The organism is Modicisalibacter sp. (assembly GCF_055145905.1).
In genome coordinates, this window is record NZ_JBSREH010000002.1 from 124,416 (window position 1) to 149,615 (window position 25,200).

23 protein-coding genes are annotated in these 25,200 nt (G+C 67.8%); 11 read left to right on the forward strand and 12 right to left on the reverse strand.

Annotated elements, in window-relative coordinates; genetic code table 11:
* Positions 1 to 286 precede the first annotated feature (286 nt).
* The 3 genes from ACTCB7_RS02465 (at position 287) to ACTCB7_RS02475 (ending at position 5,842) form a co-directional block, all read left to right on the forward strand.
* Positions 287 to 3,478 carry an FAD-binding and (Fe-S)-binding domain-containing protein gene (locus tag ACTCB7_RS02465; protein WP_463005432.1) on the forward strand — a complete coding sequence of 1,064 codons (3,192 nt, stop codon included), beginning with the start codon at positions 287 to 289 and terminating at the stop codon, positions 3,476 to 3,478.
* Positions 3,479 to 3,536: 58 nt separating this feature from the next.
* The gene (locus ACTCB7_RS02470) at positions 3,537 to 3,737 is read left to right on the forward strand and encodes a DUF2905 domain-containing protein (RefSeq protein ID WP_463005433.1); all 201 of its coding nucleotides are present in this window, start codon (positions 3,537 to 3,539) and stop codon (positions 3,735 to 3,737) included.
* Between the two features lie 266 nt (positions 3,738 to 4,003).
* Positions 4,004 to 5,842 (forward strand): cation:proton antiporter, encoded by a 1,839-nt coding sequence (locus ACTCB7_RS02475; RefSeq protein WP_463005434.1) that lies wholly within the window; start codon positions 4,004 to 4,006, stop codon positions 5,840 to 5,842.
* Between the two features lie 56 nt (positions 5,843 to 5,898).
* Here ACTCB7_RS02475 and trpC read toward each other — a convergent pair whose 3' ends face one another.
* The 7 genes from trpC to ACTCB7_RS02510 form a co-directional block, all read right to left on the reverse strand.
* Positions 5,899 to 6,702: an indole-3-glycerol phosphate synthase TrpC gene (gene trpC, locus ACTCB7_RS02480; RefSeq protein ID WP_463005435.1), complete on the reverse strand. Its 804-nt coding sequence runs from the start codon at positions 6,700 to 6,702 to the stop codon at positions 5,899 to 5,901.
* Entirely contained in the window at positions 6,699 to 7,736 is a 1,038-nt protein-coding gene (gene trpD / locus ACTCB7_RS02485) for an anthranilate phosphoribosyltransferase (RefSeq protein ID WP_463005436.1), read from the reverse strand. The genes trpC and trpD overlap by 4 nt, the downstream gene beginning before the upstream one ends.
* A gap of 14 nt (positions 7,737 to 7,750) precedes the next feature.
* Positions 7,751 to 8,335, reverse strand: a complete 585-nt coding sequence (locus ACTCB7_RS02490) for an anthranilate synthase component II (RefSeq protein WP_463005437.1) — start codon at positions 8,333 to 8,335, stop codon at positions 7,751 to 7,753.
* 289 nt (positions 8,336 to 8,624) lie between these two features.
* Positions 8,625 to 10,151 (reverse strand): methyl-accepting chemotaxis protein, encoded by a 1,527-nt coding sequence (locus ACTCB7_RS02495; protein ID WP_463005438.1) that lies wholly within the window; start codon positions 10,149 to 10,151, stop codon positions 8,625 to 8,627.
* Positions 10,148 to 10,321 carry a Tar ligand binding domain-containing protein gene (locus ACTCB7_RS02500; RefSeq protein WP_224421225.1) on the reverse strand — a complete coding sequence of 58 codons (174 nt, stop codon included), beginning with the start codon at positions 10,319 to 10,321 and terminating at the stop codon, positions 10,148 to 10,150. The genes ACTCB7_RS02495 and ACTCB7_RS02500 overlap by 4 nt, the downstream gene beginning before the upstream one ends.
* 205 nt (positions 10,322 to 10,526) lie before the next feature.
* The gene (gene trpE / locus ACTCB7_RS02505; RefSeq protein ID WP_463005513.1) at positions 10,527 to 12,023 is read right to left on the reverse strand and encodes an anthranilate synthase component I; all 1,497 of its coding nucleotides are present in this window, start codon (positions 12,021 to 12,023) and stop codon (positions 10,527 to 10,529) included.
* A 226-nt stretch (positions 12,024 to 12,249) separates the two neighbouring features.
* Positions 12,250 to 12,918, reverse strand: coding sequence for a phosphoglycolate phosphatase (locus ACTCB7_RS02510; protein ID WP_463005439.1), 669 nt, complete (start codon positions 12,916 to 12,918; stop codon positions 12,250 to 12,252).
* Positions 12,919 to 13,159: 241 nt separating this feature from the next.
* Between ACTCB7_RS02510 and ACTCB7_RS02515 the strand changes: the two genes are divergently transcribed.
* On the forward strand, positions 13,160 to 14,458 hold the full coding sequence (locus tag ACTCB7_RS02515; protein WP_463005440.1) for an NAD(P)/FAD-dependent oxidoreductase: 1,299 nt from the start codon (positions 13,160 to 13,162) through the stop codon (positions 14,456 to 14,458).
* Here ACTCB7_RS02515 and ACTCB7_RS02520 read toward each other — a convergent pair.
* Entirely contained in the window at positions 14,421 to 14,792 is a 372-nt protein-coding gene (locus ACTCB7_RS02520; RefSeq protein WP_463005441.1) for a GIY-YIG nuclease family protein, read from the reverse strand. The two genes, ACTCB7_RS02515 and ACTCB7_RS02520, sit on opposite strands and share 38 nt — an antisense overlap.
* A 6-nt stretch (positions 14,793 to 14,798) precedes the next feature.
* Positions 14,799 to 15,497 (reverse strand): ribulose-phosphate 3-epimerase, encoded by a 699-nt coding sequence (gene rpe / locus ACTCB7_RS02525; protein WP_463005442.1) that lies wholly within the window; start codon positions 15,495 to 15,497, stop codon positions 14,799 to 14,801.
* 136 nt (positions 15,498 to 15,633) lie between these two features.
* On the opposite strand from rpe, the gene ggt reads away from it, so the two are divergent.
* From ggt to ACTCB7_RS02560, 7 genes are all read left to right on the forward strand, one after another.
* On the forward strand, positions 15,634 to 17,385 hold the full coding sequence (gene ggt, locus ACTCB7_RS02530; RefSeq protein WP_463005443.1) for a gamma-glutamyltransferase: 1,752 nt from the start codon (positions 15,634 to 15,636) through the stop codon (positions 17,383 to 17,385).
* Between the two features lie 142 nt (positions 17,386 to 17,527).
* Positions 17,528 to 18,697: an MFS transporter gene (locus ACTCB7_RS02535; RefSeq protein WP_463005444.1), complete on the forward strand. Its 1,170-nt coding sequence runs from the start codon at positions 17,528 to 17,530 to the stop codon at positions 18,695 to 18,697.
* 105 nt (positions 18,698 to 18,802) lie between these two features.
* Positions 18,803 to 19,825, forward strand: a complete 1,023-nt coding sequence (gene cysP / locus ACTCB7_RS02540; RefSeq protein ID WP_463005445.1) for a thiosulfate ABC transporter substrate-binding protein CysP — start codon at positions 18,803 to 18,805, stop codon at positions 19,823 to 19,825.
* On the forward strand, positions 19,822 to 20,679 hold the full coding sequence (gene cysT / locus ACTCB7_RS02545) for a sulfate ABC transporter permease subunit CysT (RefSeq protein ID WP_463005446.1): 858 nt from the start codon (positions 19,822 to 19,824) through the stop codon (positions 20,677 to 20,679). Before cysP ends, cysT begins: the two co-directional genes overlap by 4 nt.
* Positions 20,679 to 21,506 carry a sulfate/thiosulfate ABC transporter permease CysW gene (gene cysW / locus ACTCB7_RS02550; protein ID WP_463005447.1) on the forward strand — a complete coding sequence of 276 codons (828 nt, stop codon included), beginning with the start codon at positions 20,679 to 20,681 and terminating at the stop codon, positions 21,504 to 21,506. The genes cysT and cysW overlap by 1 nt, the downstream gene beginning before the upstream one ends.
* Complete coding sequence (locus ACTCB7_RS02555; protein ID WP_463005448.1) at positions 21,503 to 22,585, forward strand: sulfate/molybdate ABC transporter ATP-binding protein; 1,083 nt, start codon at positions 21,503 to 21,505, stop codon at positions 22,583 to 22,585. The genes cysW and ACTCB7_RS02555 overlap by 4 nt, the downstream gene beginning before the upstream one ends.
* A 79-nt stretch (positions 22,586 to 22,664) precedes the next feature.
* The gene (locus ACTCB7_RS02560; RefSeq protein ID WP_463005449.1) at positions 22,665 to 23,255 is read left to right on the forward strand and encodes a YajG family lipoprotein; all 591 of its coding nucleotides are present in this window, start codon (positions 22,665 to 22,667) and stop codon (positions 23,253 to 23,255) included.
* A 3-nt stretch (positions 23,256 to 23,258) separates the two neighbouring features.
* Here ACTCB7_RS02560 and ACTCB7_RS02565 read toward each other — a convergent pair whose 3' ends face one another.
* The 3 genes from ACTCB7_RS02565 to ACTCB7_RS02575 form a co-directional block, all read right to left on the reverse strand.
* Positions 23,259 to 23,912 carry a thiopurine S-methyltransferase gene (locus ACTCB7_RS02565; RefSeq protein WP_463005450.1) on the reverse strand — a complete coding sequence of 218 codons (654 nt, stop codon included), beginning with the start codon at positions 23,910 to 23,912 and terminating at the stop codon, positions 23,259 to 23,261.
* A 22-nt stretch (positions 23,913 to 23,934) separates the two neighbouring features.
* Positions 23,935 to 24,567, reverse strand: coding sequence for a TIGR04211 family SH3 domain-containing protein (locus ACTCB7_RS02570; protein WP_224421232.1), 633 nt, complete (start codon positions 24,565 to 24,567; stop codon positions 23,935 to 23,937).
* Positions 24,568 to 24,773: 206 nt separating this feature from the next.
* A complete protein-coding gene (locus tag ACTCB7_RS02575; RefSeq protein ID WP_224414696.1) occupies positions 24,774 to 25,100 on the reverse strand; it encodes a DUF1820 family protein in 327 nt (108 codons plus the stop codon).
* Positions 25,101 to 25,200 lie beyond the last annotated feature (100 nt).

The window sequence follows — 25,200 nt, forward strand, 5'->3', positions numbered from 1 at the left end:
AAAGCGCTCCCCGCCGCGACCGCGGGGCAACTGCTGCTTGCCAGCCAGACACAGAGGCACCGGGGACAGGTCGTAGAGGGGGTTTTTGGCCATGGATAGCCAAAGCAGCGCCCAAGGAGGGGTACATAGCGCCCCTCGAAGACCTGTCGACGGGTTAGCCCAGAAAGATGCGGAGGCTATCCTTGTCGAGCTTGGCTGCGACCGGCACGCGGATGCGCAGCAAGGCGATCTCGGGTAAGGTAGGACGCTCTCCCGATTCCTTCGCATGCCCGACCCGACGACCAACATGATCGCACGACTGGACCCTGCTTCCCGGACCGGTGCGCGTTACGTGGCCTTCCTCGACGCCCTGCGCGAGGCCGGCTTCACCGGCGACATCGCGCCGGACTACGCCGACCGCACCGTGCTCGCCACCGACAACTCGATCTACCAGCGCCTGCCCCAGGCGGTGCTCTACCCGCGCGACGCCGAGGATCTCGAACGCATCGCCCGGCTCGCCGCCCGCGAGGACTTCCGCGAGATCGTGCTCGCCCCGCGCGGCGGCGGCACCGGCACCAACGGCCAGTCGCTCACCGACGGGCTGGTCATCGACGTCTCGAAGCACATGAACCGCATCCTCGAGATCGACGTCGAGAACCGCCGCGTCCGCGTGCAGGCCGGGGTGGTCAAGGACCAGCTCAACGCCGCCCTGAAGCCCCACGGGCTGTTCTTCGCGCCGGAGCTGTCCACCTCCAACCGGGCGACGATCGGCGGCATGATCTCCACCGATGCCAGCGGCCAGGGCAGCTGCGAGTACGGCAAGACCCGCGACCACGTGCTGGCCCTGAACGTGGTGCTGCGTGGCGGCGAGCGCCTGGAGAGCCGCCCGGTGGACGACGCCGGGCTCGCGGCGCTGTGCGAACGCGAGGGCATCGTCGGCGACGTGCACCGGACCGCCCGCGATATCATCGACACCCAACGCGAGGCGATCGACGCCACCTTTCCGCCGCTCAACCGCTGCCTGACCGGCTACGACCTGGCGCACCTGCGCGCCAAGGACGGTCACTTCGACCTCAACAGCGTGCTGTGCGGCTCGGAGGGCTCCCTGGCCTTTCTCGCCGAGGCGACGCTCAATGTGCTGCCGATTCCGGCGCACTCGACGCTGGTCAACGTTCGCTATGCCGGCTTCATGGACGCCCTGCGCGACGCCAAGGCGCTGATGGCCGCCACGGCCTCGCCCACCTCGATCGAGACCGTCGACGACCGGGTGCTGCTACTGGCCATGCAGGACTTCGTCTGGGACAGCGTCGCCGAGTTCTTCCCCACCGGCGAGTCCGGGGCGCCGGCGGTGCGCGGTATCAACCTGATCGAGTTCAACGACGACGACCCCGAGCGCCTGGCCTCGCGGGTCGCCGACTTCTGCAAGCATCTCGAGGCCGACACCAGCGTCGAGCGCCTGGGCTACACCCTCGCCGAAGGCCGCGAGCAGATCGGCCGCGTCTACGCCATGCGCAAGCGCTCGGTGGGCCTGCTGGGCAACGTGCAGGGCGAAAAACGCCCCATCCCGTTCGTCGAGGACACCGCGGTGCCGCCCGAGCACCTGGCCGACTACATCGCCGAATTCCGCGACCTGCTCGACGGGTACGGCCTGAGCTACGGCATGTTCGGCCATGTCGACGCCGGGGTGCTCCACGTGCGCCCGGCGATCGACATGAAGGACCCCGAGCAGGCGGCGCTGATCCGGCCGATCTCCGACGCCGTGGCCGCACTGACCCACAAGTACCACGGCCTGCTGTGGGGCGAGCACGGCAAGGGCGTGCGCTCGGAATACGCACCCAGGTTCTTCGGCGACCTCTACCCCAGCCTGCAGCGCCTCAAGGGCGCCTTCGACCCGCGCAACCAGCTCAACCCCGGCAAGATCGCGACTCCGCTCTCTATCCCGCCCGAAGCCGCGGAAGCCGCCACGCCGCCCGGAGCCACGGGCGAGTCGGCTTCCGGGACGAGGACGAGCGACGATGGTGATGAGCAGGCCGTGAAATGGGTCGACCCCGGCCTGCTGCGCATCGACGGTGTGCCGACCCGCGGCGAGCACGACCGGCAGATCGACGAGCGCGTCTGGCAGGCCCACGGCGAGGCCGTGTACTGCAACGGCAACGGCGCCTGCTACAACTACGATCCCGATGACGCCATGTGCCCGTCGTGGAAGGCGACGCGCGATCGCGTCCACTCGCCCAAGGGGCGCGCCAGCCTGATGCGCGAGTGGCTGCGCCTGCAGGGCAACGCCGGCATCGACGTGCTGGACGAATCACGCCGCACCCGCCGGGAAGGCGCCTGGGGCTTCGTGCGCGGCTTCCCGAAGCGTCTCGCCAATACCCTGGCGGCGCGGCGCGGCGAACCGGACGTGTCCCACCAGGTCTACGACGCCATGGCCGGCTGCCTGGCCTGCAAGTCCTGCGCCGGGCAGTGCCCGGTCAAGGTCAGCGTGCCCACCTTCCGGTCACAGTTCCTGGAGATCTACCACGGCCGTTACCTGCGACCGGTACGCGACTACCTGATTGGCGGGCTGGAGTTCCTCGTGCCCTACCTGCGCCCGGTGGCACCGCTCTACAACGCCCTGCTCGACACCCGCCTGGTGGACCGTCTGCTGGCCGGCCCGATCGGCATGGTCGACAGCCCGCGGCTGTCGCGGGCGAACCTCGCCAAGCAGCTGCGCGCCTGGGGCATCGCCGAGGCCACGCCGACGACGCTGGGCCGGCTCACCGAGGCCCAGAAGGCACGCAGCGTGATCCTCGTCCAGGACGCCTTCACCAGCCACTTCGAGGCCAAGCTGGTGATGGATATCGTCGAACTGCTGGGCCGGCTCGATATCCGCGTGTTCGTCGCGCCCTTCGCGCCCAACGGCAAGCCGCTGCACGTCCAGGGCTTTCTGGGCGCCTTCGCGCGCACCGCCGAGAAACAGGCCCGGCGTCTGTCGACCCTCGCCGAGTTCGGCGTGCCGCTGGTGGGCATCGACCCGGCGATGACGCTCACCTACCGCCAGGAATACGTCAAGGCGCTGGGCGCCGAGGCCGTCCCCGAGGTGAAGCTGCTTCAGGAGTGGCTGCTCGATCTGCCCGACGAGGCACTGCCCGAACGCGTTATCCACGACGACCCCGGTTTCCGGCTGTTGATCCACTGTACCGAGGCCACCAATGCCCCGGGCAGCCCCAGGGCCTGGCAACGGCTGTTCGCCCGCTTCGGCCTGCAGCTCGAACCGCTGGCCACCGGCTGCTGCGGCATGTCCGGCACCTACGGTCACGAGGCCCGCAACCGCGAGACCTCGGAAGCCGTCTACGACCTCTCCTGGCGCGAACGGGTCGAGGACCCGGCCAACGCCGGGCGCCTGCTGGCCACCGGCTACTCCTGCCGCAGCCAGGCCAAACGCCTGTCGGATACGACACTGCCGCATCCGCTACAGGGCTTGCTGCTGGCCCTCAAGCGCCAGCATCATCCGGCATGAGACACTGACGGGGCCGCCCGGCCCCGCCACTCCACGGCACGCCGTAGCGGAGGTCGCCATGTCACGGACACTGATCCTGATCGGCCTGGGCATCGTCGTCGTCGGGCTGCTCTGGCCCTGGCTGTCGAAGCTACCGCTGGGCCGTCTGCCCGGCGACCTGCTGATCCGGCGCGAACACGTCACCCTCTACATCCCCGTGACCACCATGGTGCTGATCAGCGCGGTCCTGTCGCTGCTGGCCTGGCTCTTTCATCGCTAACCCTGTCGCTAATGCAGGACAAGCGCAGTTGGCTCGGGCCAGGGGCGCCGGGGACAGCTCGAAGAGGGGGTCCTGCGCCATGGATGGCGCAGGTAGCGCCCATGGAGGGTTTCACAGCGCCCCCTCGCAGAGCTGTCGACGGATCAGACCCTGGCGACGACACGAACTACGCTAGCCTTGGTTGTCACCGCTGCGCGATTGCGCCCCGACCGGCGGCCGGTTAGGCTGCGCGCTCGTTCTGCTCGCCACACCGGGGAATCGTCATCATGCAGCATCCTGCCCTCGTGCTGACCGGCATCGGCCTGCTGGCGCTCGCCTGCCAGTGGCTCGCCTGGCGCCTGCGCCTGCCGGCCATCCTGCCGCTGCTGCTCGGCGGCATCGCCGCGGGCCCGGTCACCGGCCTGCTCGAGCCGGACGCCCTGCTGGGCGAGCTGCTGTTCCCGCTGGTCTCGCTGGCGGTCGCGGTGATCCTCTTCGAGGGCAGCCTGACCCTGGACCTCAAGGACCTGCGCGGCCACGGCCGCACGGTGCGCCGACTGGTGATGTGGGGTGCCCTGGTCACCGGCGTGATCGGCGCACTGGCGGCTCACTGGCTTCTCGGGCTCGACTGGCAGATGGCCAGCGTGCTGGGGGCGGTGCTGGTGGTCACCGGGCCGACCGTGGTGCTGCCCCTGCTGCAGACACTGCGCGCCCGCACCCACCTGACGCAGATCCTGCGCTGGGAAGGCATCCTGATCGACCCGGTGGGCGCGATCGGCGCCGTTCTGGTCTACGAGTTCGTGGCCCTGGGACTCGCCCAGGGAGCGATCACCCACACCCTGGTGCTGTTCGGCAAGACGCTGTTCATCGGCTTCGGCCTGGGCATGATCGGCGGTTATCTGTGGGGGCTGGTGCTGCGCCATCACTGGCTGCCTCAGCGCCTGCACAGCTTCGGCACCCTGATGACCATGCTCGGGCTGTTCACGGTCTCCAACCAGCTCTTCCACGAATCGGGACTGCTCACCGTGACGGTGATGGGCGTGTGGCTGGCCAACATGCGCGCCGTGCCCACCCAGCAGATCATCGAGTTCAAGGAAACGCTCTCGGTACTGCTGATCTCGGGGCTGTTCATCCTGCTGGCCGCGCGGCTGACCACCGACCAGCTGGCATCGCTGTCGTGGTCGGCCTGGGGCTATCTGATCGTGCTGGTATGGGTCGCCCGCCCGCTGGCGGTCTGGCTGTGCACCCTGGGCAGCGGCCTGCACTGGCGCGAGAAGGCGTTGCTGGCATGGCTGTCCCCCCGCGGCATCGTCGCCGCCGCGGTGGCCTCGCTGTTCGCCATCAAGCTCGAGGACGCCGGGGTCGCCGACGCCGACCGGCTGGTGCCGATCACCTTCCTGGTGATCATCAGCACCGTGGTGGTACAGAGCCTGCTGTCGCGGCCGATCGCCCGACTGCTCGGAGTCAGCGAACCACCGCCCTCGGGCTTTCTGATCCTCGGCGCCAACCCCCTGGCGCGTGCCGTGGCCCGGGCGCTGACCGACGCCGGCTTCGCGGTGCGTCTGGCCGACACCAACTGGGACGCCGTGCAGGAGGCCCGCATGGCCGGCCTGCCGGTCTACTACGGCAACCCGCTCTCGGAGCACGCCGCCCAGCACCTGGAGCTGACCGGCATCGGCCACCTGCTGCCGCTCTCGCCCTACCGGGAACTCAACAACCTGGCGGCCCTGCACTTCGAACACCTGCTCGGCCACGGCAAGGTCTTTCGCCTGGCCGAGCACGACGACCCCGGCGCCCACCGTCTTCGCGAACAGGCACTGGCTCACCTGCCGCTGCTGTTCGCCGAGGACGCCACCTATGCGCGCCTGTCCAGTCTGATCGCCGGCGGCGCCGAGCTGCGCAGTGCCCGGCTCAGCGAGTCCTTCGGCATCGACGACTATCGCGCGATCCATGACGATCGCCTGCTGCCGATGTTCTGCATCGGCCAGGGCGGCCGCCTGCGCATCGCCAGCAACCGCCAGCCTCTCGCGCCCCGGGCGGGCGAGACGCTGATCAGCCTGATCTTTCCCGATTCCCCGGAATATGCCCCGAAACGGGACGACCGGCACTCGACACAGCACGCCTGAAACGCATCGGCCGCCCACGCGGGGCGGCCGATACCGGTTGCCAGCGAGGCGACGGCTCAGAAGAACAGACGGCGCAGCGCGGCGCCGGGGTCGGCCTCGCGCATGAAGGCCTCGCCCACCAGGAAGCCGTTGACGCCGTGCTCGCGCATATGCTCCACGTCGCCACGGGTATGGATGCCCGATTCGGTGACCACGGTCACCCCTTCGGGCACCCGCGTCAGCAGCTGGAAGGTCGTGTCGAGGCTGGTCTCGAAGGTGCGCAGGTCGCGGTTGTTGATGCCCACCAGCGCCAGATCCAGGTTCAGCGCCCGCTCGAGCTCCAGGGCGTCGTGAACCTCGACCAGCACGTCCATGCCCAGCGCCAGCGCCTGCTGGTGCAGGTCCTTGAGCTGCGCATCGTCGAGCGCCGCCACGATCAGCAGGATGCTGTCGGCGCCGATCGCCCGCGCCTCACTGACCTGGTAGCCGTTGACGATGAAATCCTTGCGGAGCACCGGCAGCTGACAGGCCGCGCGCGCCGACTGCAGGTATGCCTCGCAGCCCTGGAAGTAGTCGGCATCGGTCAGCACCGACAGGCAGCTGGCACCGGCCTCGGCATAGGCGCGGGCGATCGCTTCGGGATCGAACGCCTCGCGGATCACGCCCTTCGAGGGCGAGGCCTTCTTGACCTCGGCGATGACCGCCGGGTCGCCGTCGTCGATGGCGCGCTGCAGCGCGGCGGTGAAGCCGCGCGGCGCCGACTGGGCCGCGGCCTGTTCGAGCAGGGTGGCCTCGCTGACCCGGGCGCGCCGCTCGGCGATCTCCTCCTCCTTGCGGGCCAGGATCCGTGCCAGGATGGTCGGCAGATTGGATGGACTCATGACACCTCCCCGCCCTGATCGGCAAATACCCGTGTGAAGTTGGCCAGCTCGCGCATCTTCTCCAGCGCCAGGCCGCTGCCCATCGCATCCTGGGCCATGGCCACCCCCTCGGCGATGCTGTCGGCGATGTCACCGGCGTAGAGGGCCGCCCCGGCGTTGAGCGCGACGATGTCCGCCGCCTCGCCCTCGCCGGCGAGCGCCTCGCGCACCAGCCGCAGGCTGTCCTCCGCGGTCACCACCTTGAGCGGCTCCAGCGACTGGCGTTCGATGCCGAAGTCCTCGGGGGCGATGGTGTACTCGTGGATCTCGCCATCGCGCAGCTCGGCCACCCGGGTCGGCGCCGCCAGCGAGATCTCGTCGAGCCCGTCCTCGGCATGCACGACCAGCACGTGACGGCTGCCCAGGCGCTTGACCGCCTCGGCCATCAGCGGCACCAGCTCGGGCTGATAGACGCCCAGCAGCTGGTGCAGGGCCCCGGCCGGATTGGTCAGCGGCCCCAGGATGTTGAAGACCGTGCGCACCCCCATCTCGCGGCGCGGGCCGATGGCGTGACGCATCGCCGGGTGGTGCATGGGCGCGAACATGAAGCCCACGCCGACTTCCTCGATGCAGCGCGCCACCTCGACCGGCCTGAGGTCGAGCTTGATGCCCGCCACGTCGAACAGGTCGGCGCTGCCCGAGGAGGAGGAGACGCTGCGGTTGCCGTGCTTGGCGACATGGCCGCCGGCCGCCGCCACCACGAAGCTCGACGCCGTCGACACGTTGAACAGGTTGGCCCCGTCGCCGCCGGTGCCGACGATATCCACCACGTCCGGCAGGCCGACCGGCACCGGCAGCATCAGTTCGCGCATGACCTGCGCGGCGGCCGCCACCTCGTCGACCGTCTCCCCCTTCATCGACAGGCCGATCAGGAAGGCGCCGACCTGTGCATCCGTCGCCTCGCCGGTCATGATCAGGTTCATCACCGCATGGGTCTCGGCGTAGCTCAGATGGCGCCCGCGCATCACCGCGTCGATGGCTTCTCGCATCTGCATGTTGTGTTCCCCCTTCAGGCGCCGCGTTGCAAAAAGTTCGCCAGCAGCTCGTGGCCCTGGCGCGTCAGGATGGATTCCGGATGAAACTGGACCCCCTCGATATCCAGCGTCTTGTGGCGCAGCCCCATGATCAGTCCGGGCGTGACGTCGTCCTCGTCGACCCGGGCGGTCACCGTCAGGCACTCGGGCAGGCCCTCGTCGGCGACCACCAGTGAATGATAGCGGGTGACCTCCAGCGGATCGTCCAGGCCGGCGAACACGCCCTCGCCGCGATGGCGCACCCGCGAGGTCTTGCCGTGCATGACCTGCGGCGCGCGCACCACCGAACCGCCGAACACCTGACCGATGGCCTGATGCCCCAGGCAGATGCCCAGGATCGGCAGCCTGCCGGCGAAATGCCGGATGACCTCCATCGAGATCCCCGCCTCGTCCGGCGTGCAGGGGCCGGGCGAAATCACGATATGCGACGGCGCCAGGGCCTCGATCTCGGCCAGGGTGATGGCATCGTTGCGATGGGTCTGGACCTCGGCACCCAGCTCGGCCAGATACTGCACCACGTTGAAGGTAAAGCTGTCGTAATTGTCGATCATCAAGATCATTTGGGCTGCAAGCTCCTGATTTCATTGATTCACTGTGGCGAGATCGGCCCATCTTGCCCACCCGCGTACTTACCACGCCCAAATCAGCCCCATTTCGAGACGGCAGACACAAAAACGCCGCCCCGGAGGCGGCGTTGATACTCGGATACACGACGGCCGCCTCTTACTGGCCGAGGCGCCAAGCGTTGCCGTTGGTCGTGATCGCGAGAGTGTTCATGGCGATTATAGTGTGGCGGCAGGCGATGGCTGTCAAGCCGGCCCCGGCAGCGCCGGGGCCGGGCTGCAAGGCTCAGAACTCGCTCCAGTCATCCTCCGGCGCGGTATCCTGGTGGGCGTGACGACGACCGGCACTCTGCCCGCCATGCCCGGCACTTGCCGAACGTCCCTTGCCGCCGGAAGCCGGCAGGCGTGCCACGCCGCTTCCCTGTCCGGAGGCGGCGGAGCCATCGACACGGAAGGTGCCGACGATCGACAGCAGCTGCTCGGCCTGCTCCTCGAGCGAGGCGGCGGCGGCGCTCGACTGCTCCACCAGCGAGGCGTTCTGCTGGGTGGCCGAGTCCATCTGGGTGATGGCGACGTTGATCTGCTCGATGCCGCTGTTCTGCTCCCGGGTGGCATGGGAGATTTCGCTCATCAGGTGCGAGACCCGGCGAATCGCCTCGACCGTCTCATTGATGGTCTCGCCGCTGCGCTCGGCCTGCTCGGCACCCTTCTCGATACGCGCCGTGGAAGCCTCGAGCATCTCGCGGATCTCGCGGGCGGAATCCGCGCTGCGGCTGGCCAGGGAGCGCACCTCGCTGGCGACCACGGCGAAGCCGCGCCCCTGCTCGCCGGCCCGGGCCGCCTCCACCGAGGCGTTGAGCGCCAGGATGTTGGTCTGGAAGGCAATGGAGTCGATGACGCCGATGATGTCGTTGATCTTCTTCGAACTCTCGGCGATCTCGCGCATCAGCGTGACGGTGCGCTGGACCTCCTCGCCACCGCTTTCGGCGGTCGACGACGCCTGGCTGGACAGTCGGTCCGCCTCGACGGCCGAGTCGGTGTTCTGGCGCACGGTCGAAGCCATCTCCTCCATGCTGGAGGCGGTTTCCTGAATCGCCGAGGCCTGCTCCTCGGTGCGCGACGACAGGTCCTGACTGCCTGCCGCGATCTCGCGGGCACCGGTAAAGACGCTGTCGCTGCTCTGGCGCAGCGAGGTGACCACGTCCTTGAGCCGCTGCTGCATGCGCCCGAGGGCACCGAACAGCTTTCCGATCTCGTTGTTGCCCCGCTCGTTGATACGGGCGGTGAGATCCCCCTTGGCGATCCGCTCGAAGTGCTCCACCGCCTCGTCCAGCGGCCGCACGACGATACGGATCATGCCCACCCGAAGCAGCACCGCCAGCACCAGCGCGAGGACCAGAAGACCGACGGAGAGAGCATTGACGACCTGCCCCATCCGCGCGGTTTCGGCAATCAGCTCATCACCACGAGTCTCGATATAATGGACGAAATCACGCACGGCGGTATCGAAGCTACCATAGGCATCCTTCAGTGCAGCTGTCTGCTCCTGAACGGCAGCCGGACTGGGATTCGCCAGCAGGGGCTGCAGCGTGTTATCGACGAGCCCCTGATAGGCTTGGGTGATCGTCTTCACGTAGGGAGCGCGTCTTGAGCCATCCTGCAGCGGGACGGCCTGGAACTGCTGAAAGCGTTCCCGGGCGCGGTCGAGATACTCCTGAGCCTCGGCCTTGCTGGCCTGGGCTTCCTGAGTACTGCCCTGGCGACTGAACGTCGCGTAGGCCTTCAGGGCCGATTCGGCGTTGAGCAGGTTCACCTGGGTGGGTTGATCGTGTTGGCCTGCTCGATGTTGATATCCGACAGTTCGTTGACTGCCTGGGAGCCTGTCTGGTTCGAATAGATTCCCACGGCGCTGATCAGGGCGATCATCAGCACCAGGGCCGCCAGAGCGAGTGTCAGGCTCCGGCGTATGGAAAGGTTGCTCATTCGACTTACTCCGCCACGCATGGATGGGAAAGGGCTGCTTTTCCCTTTATCGGCGGAAGCGCATGAACCTTAAGCCGGAATACGCACTATTTCTTAACCAATGTAAGCAAGCCCGGCGGCCCGCAGACATGACACAACAAGCACCCGCGCCCCGCCTGCCGAGGCAGACGGGGCATGGTCCATGCCGTCGCGTGGAACGTGGGGATCAAGAGAGGTTGTCGAGGCCGCGCTCGGCCATGGCCACGGCGCGGAATAGCGCCCGCCCCTTGTTGAGGGTTTCCTGCCATTCGCTGTCGGGGTCGGAGTCGGCGACGATCCCGGCGCCCGCCTGGATATGCAGCTCACCATCCTTGATCACCGCGGTGCGAATGGCGATGGCGGTGTCCATGTTGCCGTGCCAGGACAGGTAGCCCACCGCGCCGGAGTAGACGCCGCGCTTGACCGGCTCCAGCTCGTCGATGATCTCCAGCGCGCGGATTTTCGGCGCCCCGGACAGCGTGCCCGCCGGGAAGGTCGCGCGCAGCACGTCCATGGCGGTCATTCCCGGCTTCAGCCGCCCGGTGACCTGGGAGACGATGTGCATGACGTGGGAGTAGCGCTCCACGGCCATGTTGTCGGTGACCGTGACCGAGCCGGTCTCGCTGATGCGGCCGACGTCGTTGCGCCCCAGGTCGATCAGCATGACATGCTCGGCAATCTCCTTGGGATCGGCCAGCAGGTCGGCTTCGAGCGCGCGGTCCTCCTCCTCGTTGCGCCCGCGCTTGCGGGTGCCGGCGATCGGCCGCACGGTAACCTCGCCCTCCTCGAGCCGGGTGAGGATCTCCGGCGACGAGCCCACCACATGATGATCGCCGAGGTTGAAGAAGAACATGTAGGGCGACGGATTGAGGCTGCGCAGCGCGCGGTAGAGATCCAGCGGCGGCGCCTGATAGGGAATCGACATGCGCTGCGAGGGCACGCACTGCATGATATCGCCGGCCTTGATGTACTCCTTGATAGTTTCCACCGCGGCCTTGAAGCCGTCTTCGGTGAAGCCCGAAGTGAAGTCTCCCTCTTCCACCGCCGCCCGGCCGGTCCCCGGGCTGACGGTATTGAGCGTCGCGCTGCGCAGGCGGACCTCGAGCGACTCGAGATGCTGGGAGGCGTGCTCGTAGGCGCCTTCCAGCGCCGGGTCGACATGGGTCCACAGGGTAAGCCGGCCGGACAGGTTGTCGAACACCACCAGATCGTCGCAGACCATCAGCAGGATGTCGGGCACGCCGATCGGATCGGGCTTGGCCGCCACATTGGCGCCGTCCAGGCGCGGCTCGATGTAGCGGATGGTGTCATAGCCGAAGTAGCCGACCAGCCCGCCATCGAAGCGCGGCTGATCGTCCACACGCGGCACCTTGAAGCGTGCCTGGAACTGCTCGATCCAGGCCAGCGGGTCGGCCACCTCGCTCGCCCCGAGGCAGTCGTCATCGACGATGTGGCGCACCTCATGGCCCCGCACCTCGATGCGCTCGCGCGACGGAAGGCCGATGATCGAGTAGCGCCCCCACTTTTCGCCGCCCTGCACCGATTCGAGCAGGAAGGTCCAGGGCGCATCCGCGAGCTTGAGATAGGTGGACAGCGGCGTGTCAAGATCGGCCAGCACCTCGCGGGTGACCGGAATACGGTTGTAGCCGGCCGCGGCCAGCTCGGCAAAGCGTTGCGGAGTCATCATTCTCGTCGATTCCTTGAAACGAAAGGGACGGCGTCAGGGCGAACGGCAGAAAGAGCGGTCGCGCTTCACCATCGCCAGCCGCAGGAGCGCATGAAAGGGACGCGCCGGGGCGTGAACGTTCCCCGCAAGGGCAGACGAGACTTCAACATGATCGGAATCCGTTGATTGCGGAATCTTATTGACAGGGCGCCACTGATAGTCTTCAGCATGACGCTCCGCCACCCTAAACGAGTTCCGCCAGCGATTCAACTTCGCCGTCGGGGCCCGCCAGCGACACCGGCTCGCCATGATTGTAGCCATACGGCACGGCCAGTGTGCGAAACCCGGCGCGGCGTCCGGCCTCCACGTCGTGGCGCGAATCGCCGACCATCAGCGCGGCCTCGGGGACCACGCCGAGCCGCTGGGCGACATGCACGAGCGGCAGCGGGTCGGGCTTCTTGCGCGGCAGGGAATCACCGCCGACGGTCATGGCGAAGCATTCCTGCAGCGACAGCGCCGAAAGAATCGGTTCGATAAAGGCCTCGGGCTTGTTGGTGACCAGCGCCAACGCGATCCCGCGAGCCTGCAGCCCCGCCAGCGCCTCGCGTGCCCCGGGGTAGAGACGCGTGCATGCACAGGGCGCCGCCGCATAGTGGCGCAGGAAACGTTCATGCGCCGCCTCCTGGCACGCGGCCTCGACACTCTCCTCGCCCCGGGCATGGCACAGCGCCCGCTCGACCAGCTTGCGCGAGCCGTTGCCGACCCAGTCCCGGACCTTTGCCTCGCCCGCCGGCGCCAGCGCCAGATCGGCGAGCATCGCATCCACGGCGGCGGCAAGGTCCGGTACGGAATCGATCAGGGTGCCATCCAGATCGAAAACGACCAGCTGGATACCCTGCAGATGTGGCGACATGCTTCTCTCCCTTGCGTGCGGTTCCTGTCCAACTCACCCCTGAAACGCATGTAATATTACGAAAAAACATACCCCATGACACAACAGGATGTAGGAATCTTTCATCGATGGGCTTATCCTAGAGGCCATTCGTCGCCGCTTCCAGGCGTACGCCCTCGGCCGCAGCCCGAGACCCGAGCCGTTCTCCTGACCCTGGCGACCCCGCTTTCTCGCTTGATATACCCACCTACAGGAGTAACCCATGGCTACACCACGTATCGTGGTTGTCGGCGGCGGCGCAGGCGGACTGGAGCTGGTAACCCGGCTGGGCCGGCGTCTCGGCAAGCGCCGACAGGCGGACATCGTTCTCGTCGACCGCAACCCCACCCACATCTGGAAACCCCTGCTGCACGAAGTCGCCACCGGCGTGCTCGACTCGGGCCTCGACGAGGTCTCCTACCAGGGCCACTCCAAGGCCCACGGTTATCGCTTTCAACGCGGCACCCTGAGCGACCTGGACCGCGAGGCGCGCACCATTACCCTGGCACCGATCCTCGATGACGACGACAGCGTGGTCCTGCCGGCACGCCGGATCGAATACGACTACCTGGTGCTCGCCCTGGGTAGCGTCTCCAACGACTTCGGCACCCCGGGCGTCGCCGAGCACTGCCACTTTCTCGACAGCCCGCAGCAGGCCGAGGCGTTCCGCAAGGACATGCTCAAGACCTTCATGCGCTACAGCGATCCCGAGCGACGCACCCATCCCAAGCTGTCGGTGGGCCTGGTCGGCGCCGGGGCGACCGGCGTGGAGCTCGCCGCGGAGCTCTTCGATGCCTCCAAGATGCTGCACAACTACGGTTTCACATCGCTCGACAGCGGCAAGCTCGACGTCCATCTGATCGAGGCCGCACCGCGCATCCTGCCAGCCCTGCCGGAGCGCTTCGGGCGCACGGTCCACCGCGAACTGGAAAAGCTCGGCGTGCATATCCACGTCAACACCCGGGTCACCTGTGCCGACGAATCGGGCTTCGTTACCGCCGACGGCGAACGCATCCAGACCGCGCTCAACGTCTGGGCGGCCGGCATCCGCGCGCCGGCTTTTCTCTCCAAACTGGGCCTGGCCACCGAGCGCAACCACCAGATCCGCGTCGAGCCGACCCTGCAGAGCGTCGATGATCCGCACATCTTCGCCATGGGCGACTGCGCGGCCTGCCCCCAGGCCGACGGCAAGCGTGTCCCGCCGCGCGCCCAGGCGGCTCACCAGCAGGCCAGCCAGCTCTATCGCAACCTGCTCGCGTCACTTGCCGGCAAGCCTCTCAAGGACTTCGTGTTCCGCGACCGTGGCTCACTGATCTCGCTGGCCCACTTCGACGCCGTGGGCAGCCTGATGCGTGGCGCCTCGGCACGCAGCCTGTTCGTCGAGGGCCGGCTGGCCAAGCTGTTCTACGCCTCGCTGTACCGCATGCACCAGCGCTCGATCCACGGCACCGTCAAGACCGGCATGACCGTGGTGGTGGATGGTCTCAATCGCTTCCTGCGCCCCAAGATGAAGCTTCACTGAGCCCCGCGGAGCGCGATTCGTCGATGCTGCGCGCCTCGCGCCTGGCCGCCAGCCAGGCGCGCTTGGCCGGAGCGCTCTGGCGCTTGAGCCAGGCCTCGAGCCGCAGCGCCTCGCCCCGGCCACCCACAGCCTGACGATACACCAGCCTGAGCGGCCCCTTGCCGCGCAGCGCCCGCGCGCCGCGCCGGCCGTGCTGATGCTCGCGAAAGCGCCGCTCGACATCCGTCGAAATCCCGGTATACAGCGCTCCCGCGGCGGTCTCGACGACGTACAGATGCCAGCATGGCGCCGCGCTGCGTTCCCCGGCCGACGCGAGCGGCTCGGCGTCGTCCATCGGCGTTCAGACCCGGGCGAGCTGGTCGCGAAACGCGCGCATCACGCCATCGTAACGGTGCGGTTCGTCGGGGTTGCGCGCCTTGAAGATTGCCGAACCGGCGACGAAGGTGTCGGCCCCGGCACGGGCGATCTCGGCGATGTTGTCGACCTTGACGCCGCCATCGATCTCCAGGCGGATCGGCCGACCGCTGGCGTCGATGCGCCGGCGTGCCTCGCGCAGCTTGTCGAGCGCACCGGGAATGAACGACTGACCGCCGAAGCCGGGGTTGACGCTCATCAGCAGTACCATGTCGAGCTTGTCCATCACGTAGTCGAGGTAGTGCAGCGGCGTGGCCGGATTGAACACCAGCCCGGCCTTGCAGCCGCCGTCACGGATCAGCTGCAACGAGCGATCGATGTGCTCGGAGGCTTCAGGATGGAAGGTGATATAGGTGGCCCCGGCATCGATGAACTGGCGGATCAGGTCATCCACCGGCTTGACCATCAGGTGGGCGTCGATGGGCGCGGTCACGCCGTACTTGCGCAGCGCCTCGCAGACCATCGGCCCGATGGTCAGGTTGGGCACGTAGTGGTTATCCATGACATCGAAGTGGACGATGTCGGCGCCGGAGGCGAGCACGTCCTCCACTTCCTGGCCCAGGCGGGCGAAGTCGGCGGAAAGGATCGAGGGCGCGATCTGAAAGTCGTGGGTCACGTCAGGCATGGCTCGTTCGTCGGGTTGGCGAAAGCGCCATTCTAACCCACGGCACGGGGTATTGTGGGCGCCGGGTTTGCAGGTTCCGGCATCGGCGTCGATAGTGAAACCGACCCTTCCATTAGAATCGTCAGGGAGACCCCCGATGCCGATCGTCCGTTCCCGCCCGCGCCGACTGTGGCGACGCACCTTTCGCCTGCTGATCGCCACCACCCTGGTGACCAGCGTACCGCTGACCTTCGCCGATTCACGCGCGATCCTCGAGGGCGAACGCTTTCACCCCGAGGTCGGCACCCACGGCATGGTCGCCACCAGCCACTTCCTCGCCTCGCAGGTCGCCCACGACGTACTCGCCGACGGCGGCAACGCCGTGGATGCCGCGGTGACTGCGGGCTTCGCGCTGGCAGTCACCCAGCCGCGCTCCGGCAACATCGGCGGCGGAGGCTTCATGCTGATCTCCGACGAGAAGAGCGGCAAGGTGATCGCCATCGACTATCGCGAGAAGGCGCCTTCCGCCGCCTACGAGACGATGTTCCAGAACGACGCGGGCGAGGCGGTGCCCAGGCTGTCGCGCTTCACCCACAACGCCTCCGGCGTGCCCGGCACGGTGGCCGGGCTGGCGCTGGCGCTCGACAAATACGGCACCCTGAGTCTCGCCGAGGCCCTGGCGCCGGCGATCGACCTGGCCGAGAACGGCTTTCCACTGCCGCAGCGTTTCGTCGACGGCGTCGAGCAGGCCCGCGACCGCCTCGAGAAGTGGCCGGCGACCCGGGCCAAGTTCTTCAAGCCCGACGGCAGTAACTACGACGTCGGCGACGTCTATCGTCAGCCGGATCTTGCCGCCACCCTGAAGCGCATCGCCGCCAAGGGCCCGCGCGAGTTCTACGAGGGCGAGACGGCGCGTCTGATTGCCGCCGAGATGCAGGATCACGACGGACTGATGACCCGCGAGGATCTCGCCGCCTATCAGCCGACAATTCGCGAGCCCAGCCACGGCACCTACCGCGGCTACGACGTCTACGCCATGAGCCCGCCCTCCTCCGGCGGCGTGCACATCGTGCAGATGCTCAACATCCTCGAGGGCTACGACATCGGCAAGATGGGCTTCAACTCGGCCGACACCATCCACGTCATGGCCGAGGCCATGAAGCGCGCCTATGCCGACCGCTCCAAGTACCTGGGCGACACCGACTTCGTCGACGTGCCGCTCGAGGGGCTGACCTCCAAGGCCTACGCCGATGAACTGCGCGCCGAGATCCCCAGCGACCGCGCCACGCCCAGCACCGAGATCGCCCCCGGCAAGCCCCTGCCCTACGAATCCAACGAGACCACCCACTTCTCGATCGCCGACGACAACGGCCTGGCGGTTTCCAACACCTACACCATCAACTTCAGCTACGGCTCGGGCATCGTGGTCGAGGGCGCGGGCTTCCTGCTCAACAACGAGATGGACGACTTCTCGGCCAAGCCCGGCGTGCCCAATGCCTACGGCCTGATCGGCGGCGAGGCCAACAAGGTCGAGCCCAACAAGCGCATGCTGTCGTCGATGACCCCGACCATCGTCAAGAAGGATGGCCACAACTTCCTGATCACCGGCAGCCCCGGCGGCTCGCGGATCATCACCACCACGCTGCAGGTGCTGATGAACGTCATCGACCACGACATGAACGTCCAGACCGCGGTCAGCGTGCCGCGCATCCACCACCAGTGGCTGCCCGACGAGATCCGCATCGAACAGGGCGTGAGCCCCGATACCATCGCCCTGCTCGAGGCGATGGGTCACACCGTCCATCAGCAGGACGCGATGGGCGCCGCACAGTCGATCCTGATCGACGACGGCACCTTCTACGGCGGCGCCGACCCCCGGCGCTCGACCTCCTCGGCGATGGGCCTGTAACCCCCGCGCGTCCCCGCACCGCCCCGGTACCTCCCGGGGCGTCTTTATTCCGGCACACTCTCCGGCACGACTAATGTGCCATCGACAGCCCGTCACCGGCATGGGCCAATCGAAGCCTTCGCCGGTCTGCACGGAGCCTTCCATGCCCATCGTCGTGATCGCCATCGCCGAGCTGTTCGGCACCGCCCTGTGGTTCACCCCCAACGCAGTGATCGAGTCGCTGCAGGCGACCTGGGCACTGTCGCCCGCCGACCTGGGCTGGCTGACCGGCGCCGTGCAGGGCGGTTTTTTGCTGGGCACGCTGGGCATCGGCCTGAGCGGGCTGGCCGACCGGGTCGATGCCAGCCGACTGTTTCTCGCCGCCTGCCTGCTGGGTGCCGCCAGCAATGCCCTGCTGCCCTTCGCCGGCGGCCTGTGGCCGGCGACCGGCCTGCGCCTGCTGACCGGCATGGCCCTCGCCGGCATCTATCCCGTCGGCATGAAGCTGATGGTCGGCTGGGCGCCCGAGCGGGCCGGGCTGGCGCTCTCCTGGCTGGTGGGCATGCTGGTGCTGGGTACGGCCCTGCCCCACGCCCTGCACGGGCTGAGCCTGCTGGGCCGCCTCGACCTGCCCTGGGCCAGCGCGGTGTGGGGCGCCTCCCTGCTGGCGCTCGGCGGCGGCGCCATGATCCTGACCCTGGGCGAACCCGATGCCATGCGCGCCGGCCGACGTGCCCCCCGCGGCCAGGGTGTCGCACTCGACGTCAGCGTGTTCCGGATCCCCGGCTACCGGCGCGCCGCCGGCGGCTATTTCGGCCACATGTGGGAGCTGTATACGCTGTGGGCGCTGATCCCGCTGCTGCTGACCCATGCCGTGCCCGGCATCGATGCCGTCACGCTGGCCCTGGGCAGCTTCGCGCTGATCGCCATCGGCGGCCCCGCCTGCTGGCTGGGCGGTTGGCTCAGTCAGCGCCACGGCAGCCGCCGCGTCGCCGCGCTGGGGCTGGCCGGATCGGCCCTCTGCGCCCTTCTCTACCCCTGGCTGGAAGGCCTTTCGCCAGTCTGGCATGTCGCTTTCCTCGGGCTGTGGAGCGCCCTGGCGGTCATCGACTCGCCGCACTTCTCGGCGCTCTCGGCCCGCGCCTGCCCGCCGTCCCGGCTGGGCACCGGCCTGACGCTGCAGAACGCCATCGGCTTCGGCATCTCGGTACTCTCGCTGCTGGCCCTGATGCCGCTGTGGCCCCGGCTCGGCCCCTGGCTGGGCTGGCTGCTGCTGCCCGGCCCGGTGATCGGGCTATGGCTGATCGGCCGTACCGCACCCACATCCCGCTAGATCGAAGCTGCCGACAAATAGATAAAAAAAGAATAAAAGACATAATTGTCATTCCATAATGATTGGATTAGCCTTTCTGCAACTCCAATTATTCAGGGAACGACCATGCTTACACCGAACGTAGTGCGTCGCGGCCTGCTGGCCGCCACCATCACCGCCACACTCGCCGGGGGCGTCGCCTCGCCGGCCTTCGCGGCCGACCGCGAGCTGCTCAACTCCTCCTATGACATCGCTCGCGAGCTGTTCGCCACGATCAATCCCAAGTTCGTCGACTGGTGGGAAGCCAACCACGACGAAACCGTCGAGGTGAAGCAGTCACACGGCGGTTCGTCCAAGCAGGCCCGCGCCATCATGCAGGGGCTCAAGGCCGACGTGGTCACCTATAACCAGGTCACCGACGTCAACGTGCTCGCCGATGCCGGCCTGGTCGCCAAGGACTGGCAACAGCAGTTCCCCAACAACGCCTCGCCCTACTACTCGACCACCGCCTTCCTGGTGCGCGAGGGCAACCCCAAGCACATCGACAGCTGGGATGATCTGGTGGCCGATGACGTCGATATCGTCTTCCCCAATCCCAAGACTTCGGGCAACGGCCGCTACACCTATCTAGCCGCCTGGGCCTACGCCGACAAGACGTTCGACGGCGACGAGGCGAAGATCCGCGACTTCATGAAGCGCTTCCTGCATAACGTGAAGGTCTTCGACACCGGTGGCCGCGGCGCGACCACCACCTTCGTCGAGCGCGGCATCGGCGATGTGCTGATCAGCTTCGAGTCCGAGGTCAACAACATCAGCCAGGAGTACGGCGACGACCAGTACGACGTGGTCGTGCCGCCGGTAAGCATCCTCGCCGAGTTCCCGGTCGCGGTGGTCGACGAGTACGCCGAGCGCAACGGCAATACCGAGCTGGCGCATGACTACCTGAGCTACCTGTATACCGAACAGGCCCAGCGACTGCTGGCCGGCTTCAACTACCGGGTCAACAACGACACGGTACGCGCCGAGTTCGCCGACCGCTTCCCGAAAACCGAACTGCTGCGCGTCGAGGACGTCTTCGGCGGCTGGCCGCAGGCGATGAAGACACACTTTGAAAGCGGCGGCATCCTGGATCAGCTGCAGCGCCGATGAACACGCTCGCCTCCCTGAGCGGCGCGTCGTCCAAGCGGGTCCTGCCGGGCTTCGGTCTCTCGCTGGGCGTCACGCTGCTGTTCGTCTCGCTGGTCCTGCTGCTCCCGCTGACCAGCCTGGTCGGCCAGCTCTCGCAGCTCAGCCCGGCCGAGTACTGGGCCATCATCAGCGCCCCGCGTATGGTGGCGAGCTATCTGGTCACGCTGGGCGGCGCCGCCGTCGCCTCGCTGATCAACGCCGCCTTCGGCCTGCTGCTGGCCTGGGTGCTGGTGCGCTACGAGTTTCCCGGCAAGCGTCTGCTGGACGCGCTGATGGACCTGCCCTTCGCGCTGCCCACGGCGGTCGCCGGCATCACCCTGGCCACGCTCTACTCGGGCGAGGGCTGGATGGGTCGGCTGCTCGCGCCACTGGGCATCGAGGTCGCCTACACCTGGGTGGGCATCGCCCTGGCCATGGCCTTCACCAGCATCCCCTTCGTGGTGAGAACGGTGCAGCCGGTCCTCGAGGACCTGCCCGCCGAGGTCGACGAGGCCGCCCTGGCCCTGGGCGCCAGCGACACCCTGGCGTTCCGCCGGGTCATCCTGCCCTATCTGTGGCCGGCACTGGTCACCGGCACGGGGCTGGCCTTCGTCCGCTCGCTGGGCGAGTTCGGCGCGGTGATCTTCATCGCCGGCAACATGCCCTACGAAACCGAGATCACCTCGCTGATGATCTTCGTCAAGCTCCAGGAATATGACTACGCCGGCGCCTCGGCCATCGCCTCGGTGGTGCTCGCCACCTCGCTGGTCCTGCTGCTGGCACTCAACGTCTGGCAGGGGCGGTTCGTGCGCCGCCTGCATGGAGGCAACGCCTGATGCGACGAATCGGAGACCGCACGGGCGTGCGCCGCACCCTGATCGCCGTTGCCGTGCTGCTCGCGGCACTCTTCCTGCTGCTGCCGCTGGCGGCGATCTTCGCCCAGGCCTTCGCCGAGGGCGTCGATACCTTCGCGGCCAACCTGAGCGACCCCGACACCCTGGCCGCGATTCGCCTGACGCTGTTCATCACCGTGATGACCATTCCGATCAATCTGGTGTTCGGGGTGTTCCTCGCCTGGCTGGTGACCCGCTTCGACTTTCCCGGCCGCCGCCTGCTGCAGACGCTGATCGACATCCCCTTCGCCGTCTCGCCGGTGGTCGCGGGGCTGGTCTACCTGCTGCTCTACGGCCGCAACGGCTGGATCGGCGGCTGGCTGGACGCGCACGACATCCAGCTGATGTTCGCCTGGCCGGGCATCCTGCTGGTCACGCTGTTCGTCACCTGCCCGTTCGTGGCCCGCGAACTGATTCCGCTGATGCAGGCCCAGGGCGCCCGCGAGGAAGAAGCCGCGGTGACGCTCGGCGCCTCGGGCTGGACGATCTTTCGCCGCGTGACCCTGCCCAATATCCGCTGGGCACTGCTCTACGGGGTGATCCTCACCAATGCCCGGGCGGTCGGTGAATTCGGCGCGGTCTCGGTGGTATCGGGGGCGATCCGCGGCGAGACCAACACCCTGCCGCTGCACGTCGAACTGCTGTACCAGGACTACAACACCGTCGGCGCCTTCACCGCCGCGTCGCTGCTGGCGCTGATCGCCCTGCTGACGCTCGCGGCCAAGGCGGCACTGGAATGGCGCGCCACGCGCCGGGAGAGGCTTTCATGAGCATCCAACTGCGCAACGTCACCAAGCGCTTCGGCCGGGCCACCGCGCTCGAGCCGCTGGACCTGACGGTGGCCGACGGCGAGCTGCTGGGACTGCTGGGACCCTCCGGCTCCGGCAAGACCACCCTGCTGCGCATCATCGCCGGACTCGAGCAGGCCGACAGCGGCAGTATTCATTTCGGCGAGCGCGACGTCACCCACGTGCACGTGCGTGACCGGCGCATCGGCTTCGTCTTCCAGCACTACGCGCTGTTTCGCCACATGAGCGTACTCGACAACGTCGCCTTCGGCCTCACCGCCCTGCCGCGGCGCGAACGCCCGAGTCGCGGCGAGATCCAGGCCCGCGCCCGCCGCCTGCTGGAGATGGTGCAGCTCGAGGCCTTCGCCGACCGCTACCCCGCGCAGCTTTCCGGCGGCCAACAGCAGCGGGTCTCGCTGGCCCGCGCGCTGGCACTGCGCCCCGACGTGCTGCTGCTCGACGAGCCGTTCGGCGCTCTGGACGCCAAGGTGCGTCAGGACCTGCGCCGTTGGCTGCGCCATCTTCACGACGAGCTGAACTTCACCAGCGTGTTCGTCACCCACGACCAGGAAGAGGCACTGGAGCTCTCCGATCGGGTCGTGGTGATGAGCAATGGCCGCATCGAACAGGTCGACACGCCGGAAACGCTCTATCGCCACCCGGCCAACCGCTTCGTCTTCGAGTTTCTCGGCGACGTCAATCGCCTGGAGGGCGACGTACGCGACGGCGAGCTGACCTGCGGCAGCGCGCGACTGGCGGTCGACCTGCCGCCCGGGCGGCATGAACTGCTGCTGCGCCCCCATGAACTGCACCTGAGCGATGCGCCGAGCGCCACCGCCCACCTGCCGGTGCAGGTGACCGCGGTCGCGCCGGTGGGCGCCGAGGTGCGCGTCGAACTCGCGGCCGACTGGCTCGCCGAGCCGTGGCTGGCCACCGTGCGCCACGCGGACTTCGAACACCTGACGATCCAGCGCGGCCGGCGCCTGTTCGTCGAACCGCGCCGCTGGCACCGCTTCGCCGCCGTCGACCAACAGCCGGCCGACCAGGCCGTCACCGCCTGAACCCCGGGCACCCGGCGCGTTATACTGCGCCGTGACGCCGCCTCGTGCGGCTGCACACGACGAACCGGGAGGAAGGATAATGGCATTTCGCCTCAAGACACTGGGCGGACTCGCGCTGGCGACGGGCCTGCTGGCGGGCTGTGCACAGAGCCCGCAATACCTGAATGTCGAGCCGCAGGTGACCACCGCCGTGCCCCGCGCCGGCAGCGGCCAGGCGGTGACCCTGGCCACCGTGGACGGACGCGACAGCGACGTGCTGGGCACCCGCAGCGGCAAGCGCATGGCCACCGACACCATCACGGTCCCCGCGCACACGCTGATGCCACGCCTCCAGCAGCAGGCGCAGCAGGCCCTGCAGCGCATGGGCTTCGAGCCCACCGAGGCCACCGCCGAGGGCCGGCCCAGCCTGACCCTGACGCTGACCCAACTGAGCTACGAGAAGGCCGACGCCAAGCCCCTGCTCGACAAGGCCCGCCTGATCGCCCGCATCCAGGCCGTGGCCCGCAACGGCGGCACCACCTATACCGGGGTGTATACCGCCAAGCGCGAACAGACCTACGCCCTGAAGCCGGATACCCGGGAGAACAACCAGATGGTCAGCGACCTGCTGACCAATGCGCTCAACCGCGCCTTCAGCGATCCCGCGATCGGCGAGCTGCTGGCGCGCTGACCCTCACTCGCCGGCCGGTGCGTCGCGCTCGGGCCCGCGGCGCACCAGGGTCCAGACCTCCTCGGCAAAGCCGCGCGCGTCCGGCGGCGACACCGCCTGCCGGTCGAGCTCGAAATTGGGCGAGAAGAGCCGCTCGACCTCGTCGGCCGCCACCGAGAACGGCGGCCCCTTGTCCGGCCCATCCTGACGCGTCAGGCTGATCAGCAGCCCCCGGGCCCCGGGCGGCAGCAACTGGGCCAGATGGAAGGCATAGCGCTGGCGCGTGGCCTCGGGCAGCGCGATCAACGCGGCGCGATCGTAGAAGGCCTCGACCTCGAGCGCCTGATCGATGTGAAAGTGGAAGAAGTCGCCGCACCATAGCTCCACGTGCCCCTGTCGGCAGACCTCGAAGACGCCGTGACGATAGCGCGAGACCTCACCGCTGCCCTCGGCGACGAACTGCGCCACGGCCTCCTCGGCCAGCTCGATCCCCAGCACCGGATGCCCGCGCTCGGCCAGCCAGCGCATGTCCAGGCTCTTGCCGCACAGCGGCACCAGCACCTTGCTGTCGCTGGCCACGGCAAGCGTCGGCCAGTAGCGCTCCAGCGCCGGGTGCACGGCGTCGCGATGAAAGCCGATGCGCCCTTCCCGCCAGCGATTGCGCCATTCGTTGTTCATGCCAATCTCCCCGGATCGCGGCTCAGAACCAGCGGTCGCGCTTCTTGCGCCGCCGCGGCAGGTGCGGAACCAGCAGGCCGGCCACCAGCCCGGCGCCGGCCACGCCCCCGCCATACAGGAAGTAGCGCATCAGCAGGTCCTGTTCCTGGGTGTCGAGCCGCGCCTTCAGGCGGCGCAGGGTCGCCTCGGTCTGCGTCAGCTTCTGGTCCAGCGTCGTGTTGCGCTGGCTCAGGTCCTCGATGCGCTGCTCGCGGGCCTTGAGCGTCTCGGTCATGCTCGCGGTGCGCGACTGCCAGGTCTGGTTGATGCCATCGAGCTTGTCACTGAGCGTGGCGACCTTCTCCTTGAGCGCCGGCACGCGCTGGCGCAGGCTCCGGTCGCTCTGCAGCTGGTCGCTGCGAATCCACACTTCGTCGCCGCTTTCGGCACGCACCCGGGTGTAGTCGCCCTGGGTCTCGAGCACCGTCACCGGCGCGCCGGAGGTCAGCCTGCCGACGATACGGTAGCCGTCCGTCGGGCCGCTGCGCACATAGGCGCTGAGGTCATCGGCCACCCAGCGCGTCTCGTCCGGCGCCTGGGCCAGGGCCGGCGACACGGCGCCGACCGCACTCAGGCCCCAGACGAGGCCTATCAGCAAGGTTTTGAACTTGAACATGTCTCGACGTTGTCTCGTGGCTGTCGGGAGGCTCGAAAAAACGCTGGCTCGACACGAGGTTGCGATATCACCGGGGACATCCATGCCCGGCTACAAGGCCGTGTCGCCGATCATCCACACTTTCTGTGGATAAACCTTGGGAAAACCCGGTGACCGCGTCACGCGATCGTCCGAGTCGTCTGCCAGGGCAACAGATCGGTCAATTTTTAATCATCCCGCGGCGGCAGGGTGAAGGGGCGCGGAAACTCCGCCACCTTGCCGTCCGCCTTCACGGCCTTGGCCGTGCCCTCTCGCTCGACTTCATCGATGCGCACGATGGCGTTCATCGGAATGTAGCTGCGGCTGACCCCTTCGAAGGTCCGGCGCAGCTTGTCGGTGGACGGATCGACGACCAGTTTCGAGGCATCCTCGAAGACGAAGGTCTCGACCTCGATGAACCCCCACAGGTCGCTCTGGTAGATATCCCGGGCATACAGTTCCCAGATTTCCCCCTGATTGTGGAAGACCACCCGGTAGATCGATTTTGCCGCCATGTCTCTCCCGTTTCTAGCAGGTTCACCCGTCGCGTCGGCCCCGGGCCGTGCCCGAAGAATACCACAGAGCATGGACGCCCCGGCACGCGGACTGGCCAAG

What these genes read in the sequence shown, in the direction of transcription:
- ACTCB7_RS02500 (WP_224421225.1), bottom strand. Translation starts at nt 10,321, where the DNA reads ATGAGCAACCTTTCCATACGCCGGAGCCTGACACTCGCTCTGGCGGCC.
- trpE (WP_463005513.1), bottom strand. Translation starts at nt 12,023, where the DNA reads ATGACTCCGCAACGCTTTGCCGAGCTGGCCGCGGCCGGCTACAACCGT.
- ACTCB7_RS02490 (WP_463005437.1), bottom strand. Translation starts at nt 8,335, where the DNA reads ATGATCTTGATGATCGACAATTACGACAGCTTTACCTTCAACGTGGTG.
- ggt (WP_463005443.1), top strand. Translation starts at nt 15,634, where the DNA reads ATGCCGATCGTCCGTTCCCGCCCGCGCCGACTGTGGCGACGCACCTTT.
- cysW (WP_463005447.1), top strand. Translation starts at nt 20,679, where the DNA reads ATGCGACGAATCGGAGACCGCACGGGCGTGCGCCGCACCCTGATCGCC.
- ACTCB7_RS02560 (WP_463005449.1), top strand. Translation starts at nt 22,665, where the DNA reads ATGGCATTTCGCCTCAAGACACTGGGCGGACTCGCGCTGGCGACGGGC.
- ACTCB7_RS02465 (WP_463005432.1), top strand. Translation starts at nt 287, where the DNA reads ATGATCGCACGACTGGACCCTGCTTCCCGGACCGGTGCGCGTTACGTG.
- cysP (WP_463005445.1), top strand. Translation starts at nt 18,803, where the DNA reads ATGCTTACACCGAACGTAGTGCGTCGCGGCCTGCTGGCCGCCACCATC.
- ACTCB7_RS02555 (WP_463005448.1), top strand. Translation starts at nt 21,503, where the DNA reads ATGAGCATCCAACTGCGCAACGTCACCAAGCGCTTCGGCCGGGCCACC.
- ACTCB7_RS02565 (WP_463005450.1), bottom strand. Translation starts at nt 23,912, where the DNA reads ATGAACAACGAATGGCGCAATCGCTGGCGGGAAGGGCGCATCGGCTTT.
- ACTCB7_RS02475 (WP_463005434.1), top strand. Translation starts at nt 4,004, where the DNA reads ATGCAGCATCCTGCCCTCGTGCTGACCGGCATCGGCCTGCTGGCGCTC.
- ACTCB7_RS02510 (WP_463005439.1), bottom strand. Translation starts at nt 12,918, where the DNA reads ATGTCGCCACATCTGCAGGGTATCCAGCTGGTCGTTTTCGATCTGGAT.
- trpC (WP_463005435.1), bottom strand. Translation starts at nt 6,702, where the DNA reads ATGAGTCCATCCAATCTGCCGACCATCCTGGCACGGATCCTGGCCCGC.
- ACTCB7_RS02520 (WP_463005441.1), bottom strand. Translation starts at nt 14,792, where the DNA reads ATGGACGACGCCGAGCCGCTCGCGTCGGCCGGGGAACGCAGCGCGGCG.
- ACTCB7_RS02515 (WP_463005440.1), top strand. Translation starts at nt 13,160, where the DNA reads ATGGCTACACCACGTATCGTGGTTGTCGGCGGCGGCGCAGGCGGACTG.
- ACTCB7_RS02570 (WP_224421232.1), bottom strand. Translation starts at nt 24,567, where the DNA reads ATGTTCAAGTTCAAAACCTTGCTGATAGGCCTCGTCTGGGGCCTGAGT.
- ACTCB7_RS02470 (WP_463005433.1), top strand. Translation starts at nt 3,537, where the DNA reads ATGTCACGGACACTGATCCTGATCGGCCTGGGCATCGTCGTCGTCGGG.
- ACTCB7_RS02575 (WP_224414696.1), bottom strand. Translation starts at nt 25,100, where the DNA reads ATGGCGGCAAAATCGATCTACCGGGTGGTCTTCCACAATCAGGGGGAA.
- ACTCB7_RS02535 (WP_463005444.1), top strand. Translation starts at nt 17,528, where the DNA reads ATGCCCATCGTCGTGATCGCCATCGCCGAGCTGTTCGGCACCGCCCTG.
- rpe (WP_463005442.1), bottom strand. Translation starts at nt 15,497, where the DNA reads ATGCCTGACGTGACCCACGACTTTCAGATCGCGCCCTCGATCCTTTCC.
- trpD (WP_463005436.1), bottom strand. Translation starts at nt 7,736, where the DNA reads ATGCAGATGCGAGAAGCCATCGACGCGGTGATGCGCGGGCGCCATCTG.
- cysT (WP_463005446.1), top strand. Translation starts at nt 19,822, where the DNA reads ATGAACACGCTCGCCTCCCTGAGCGGCGCGTCGTCCAAGCGGGTCCTG.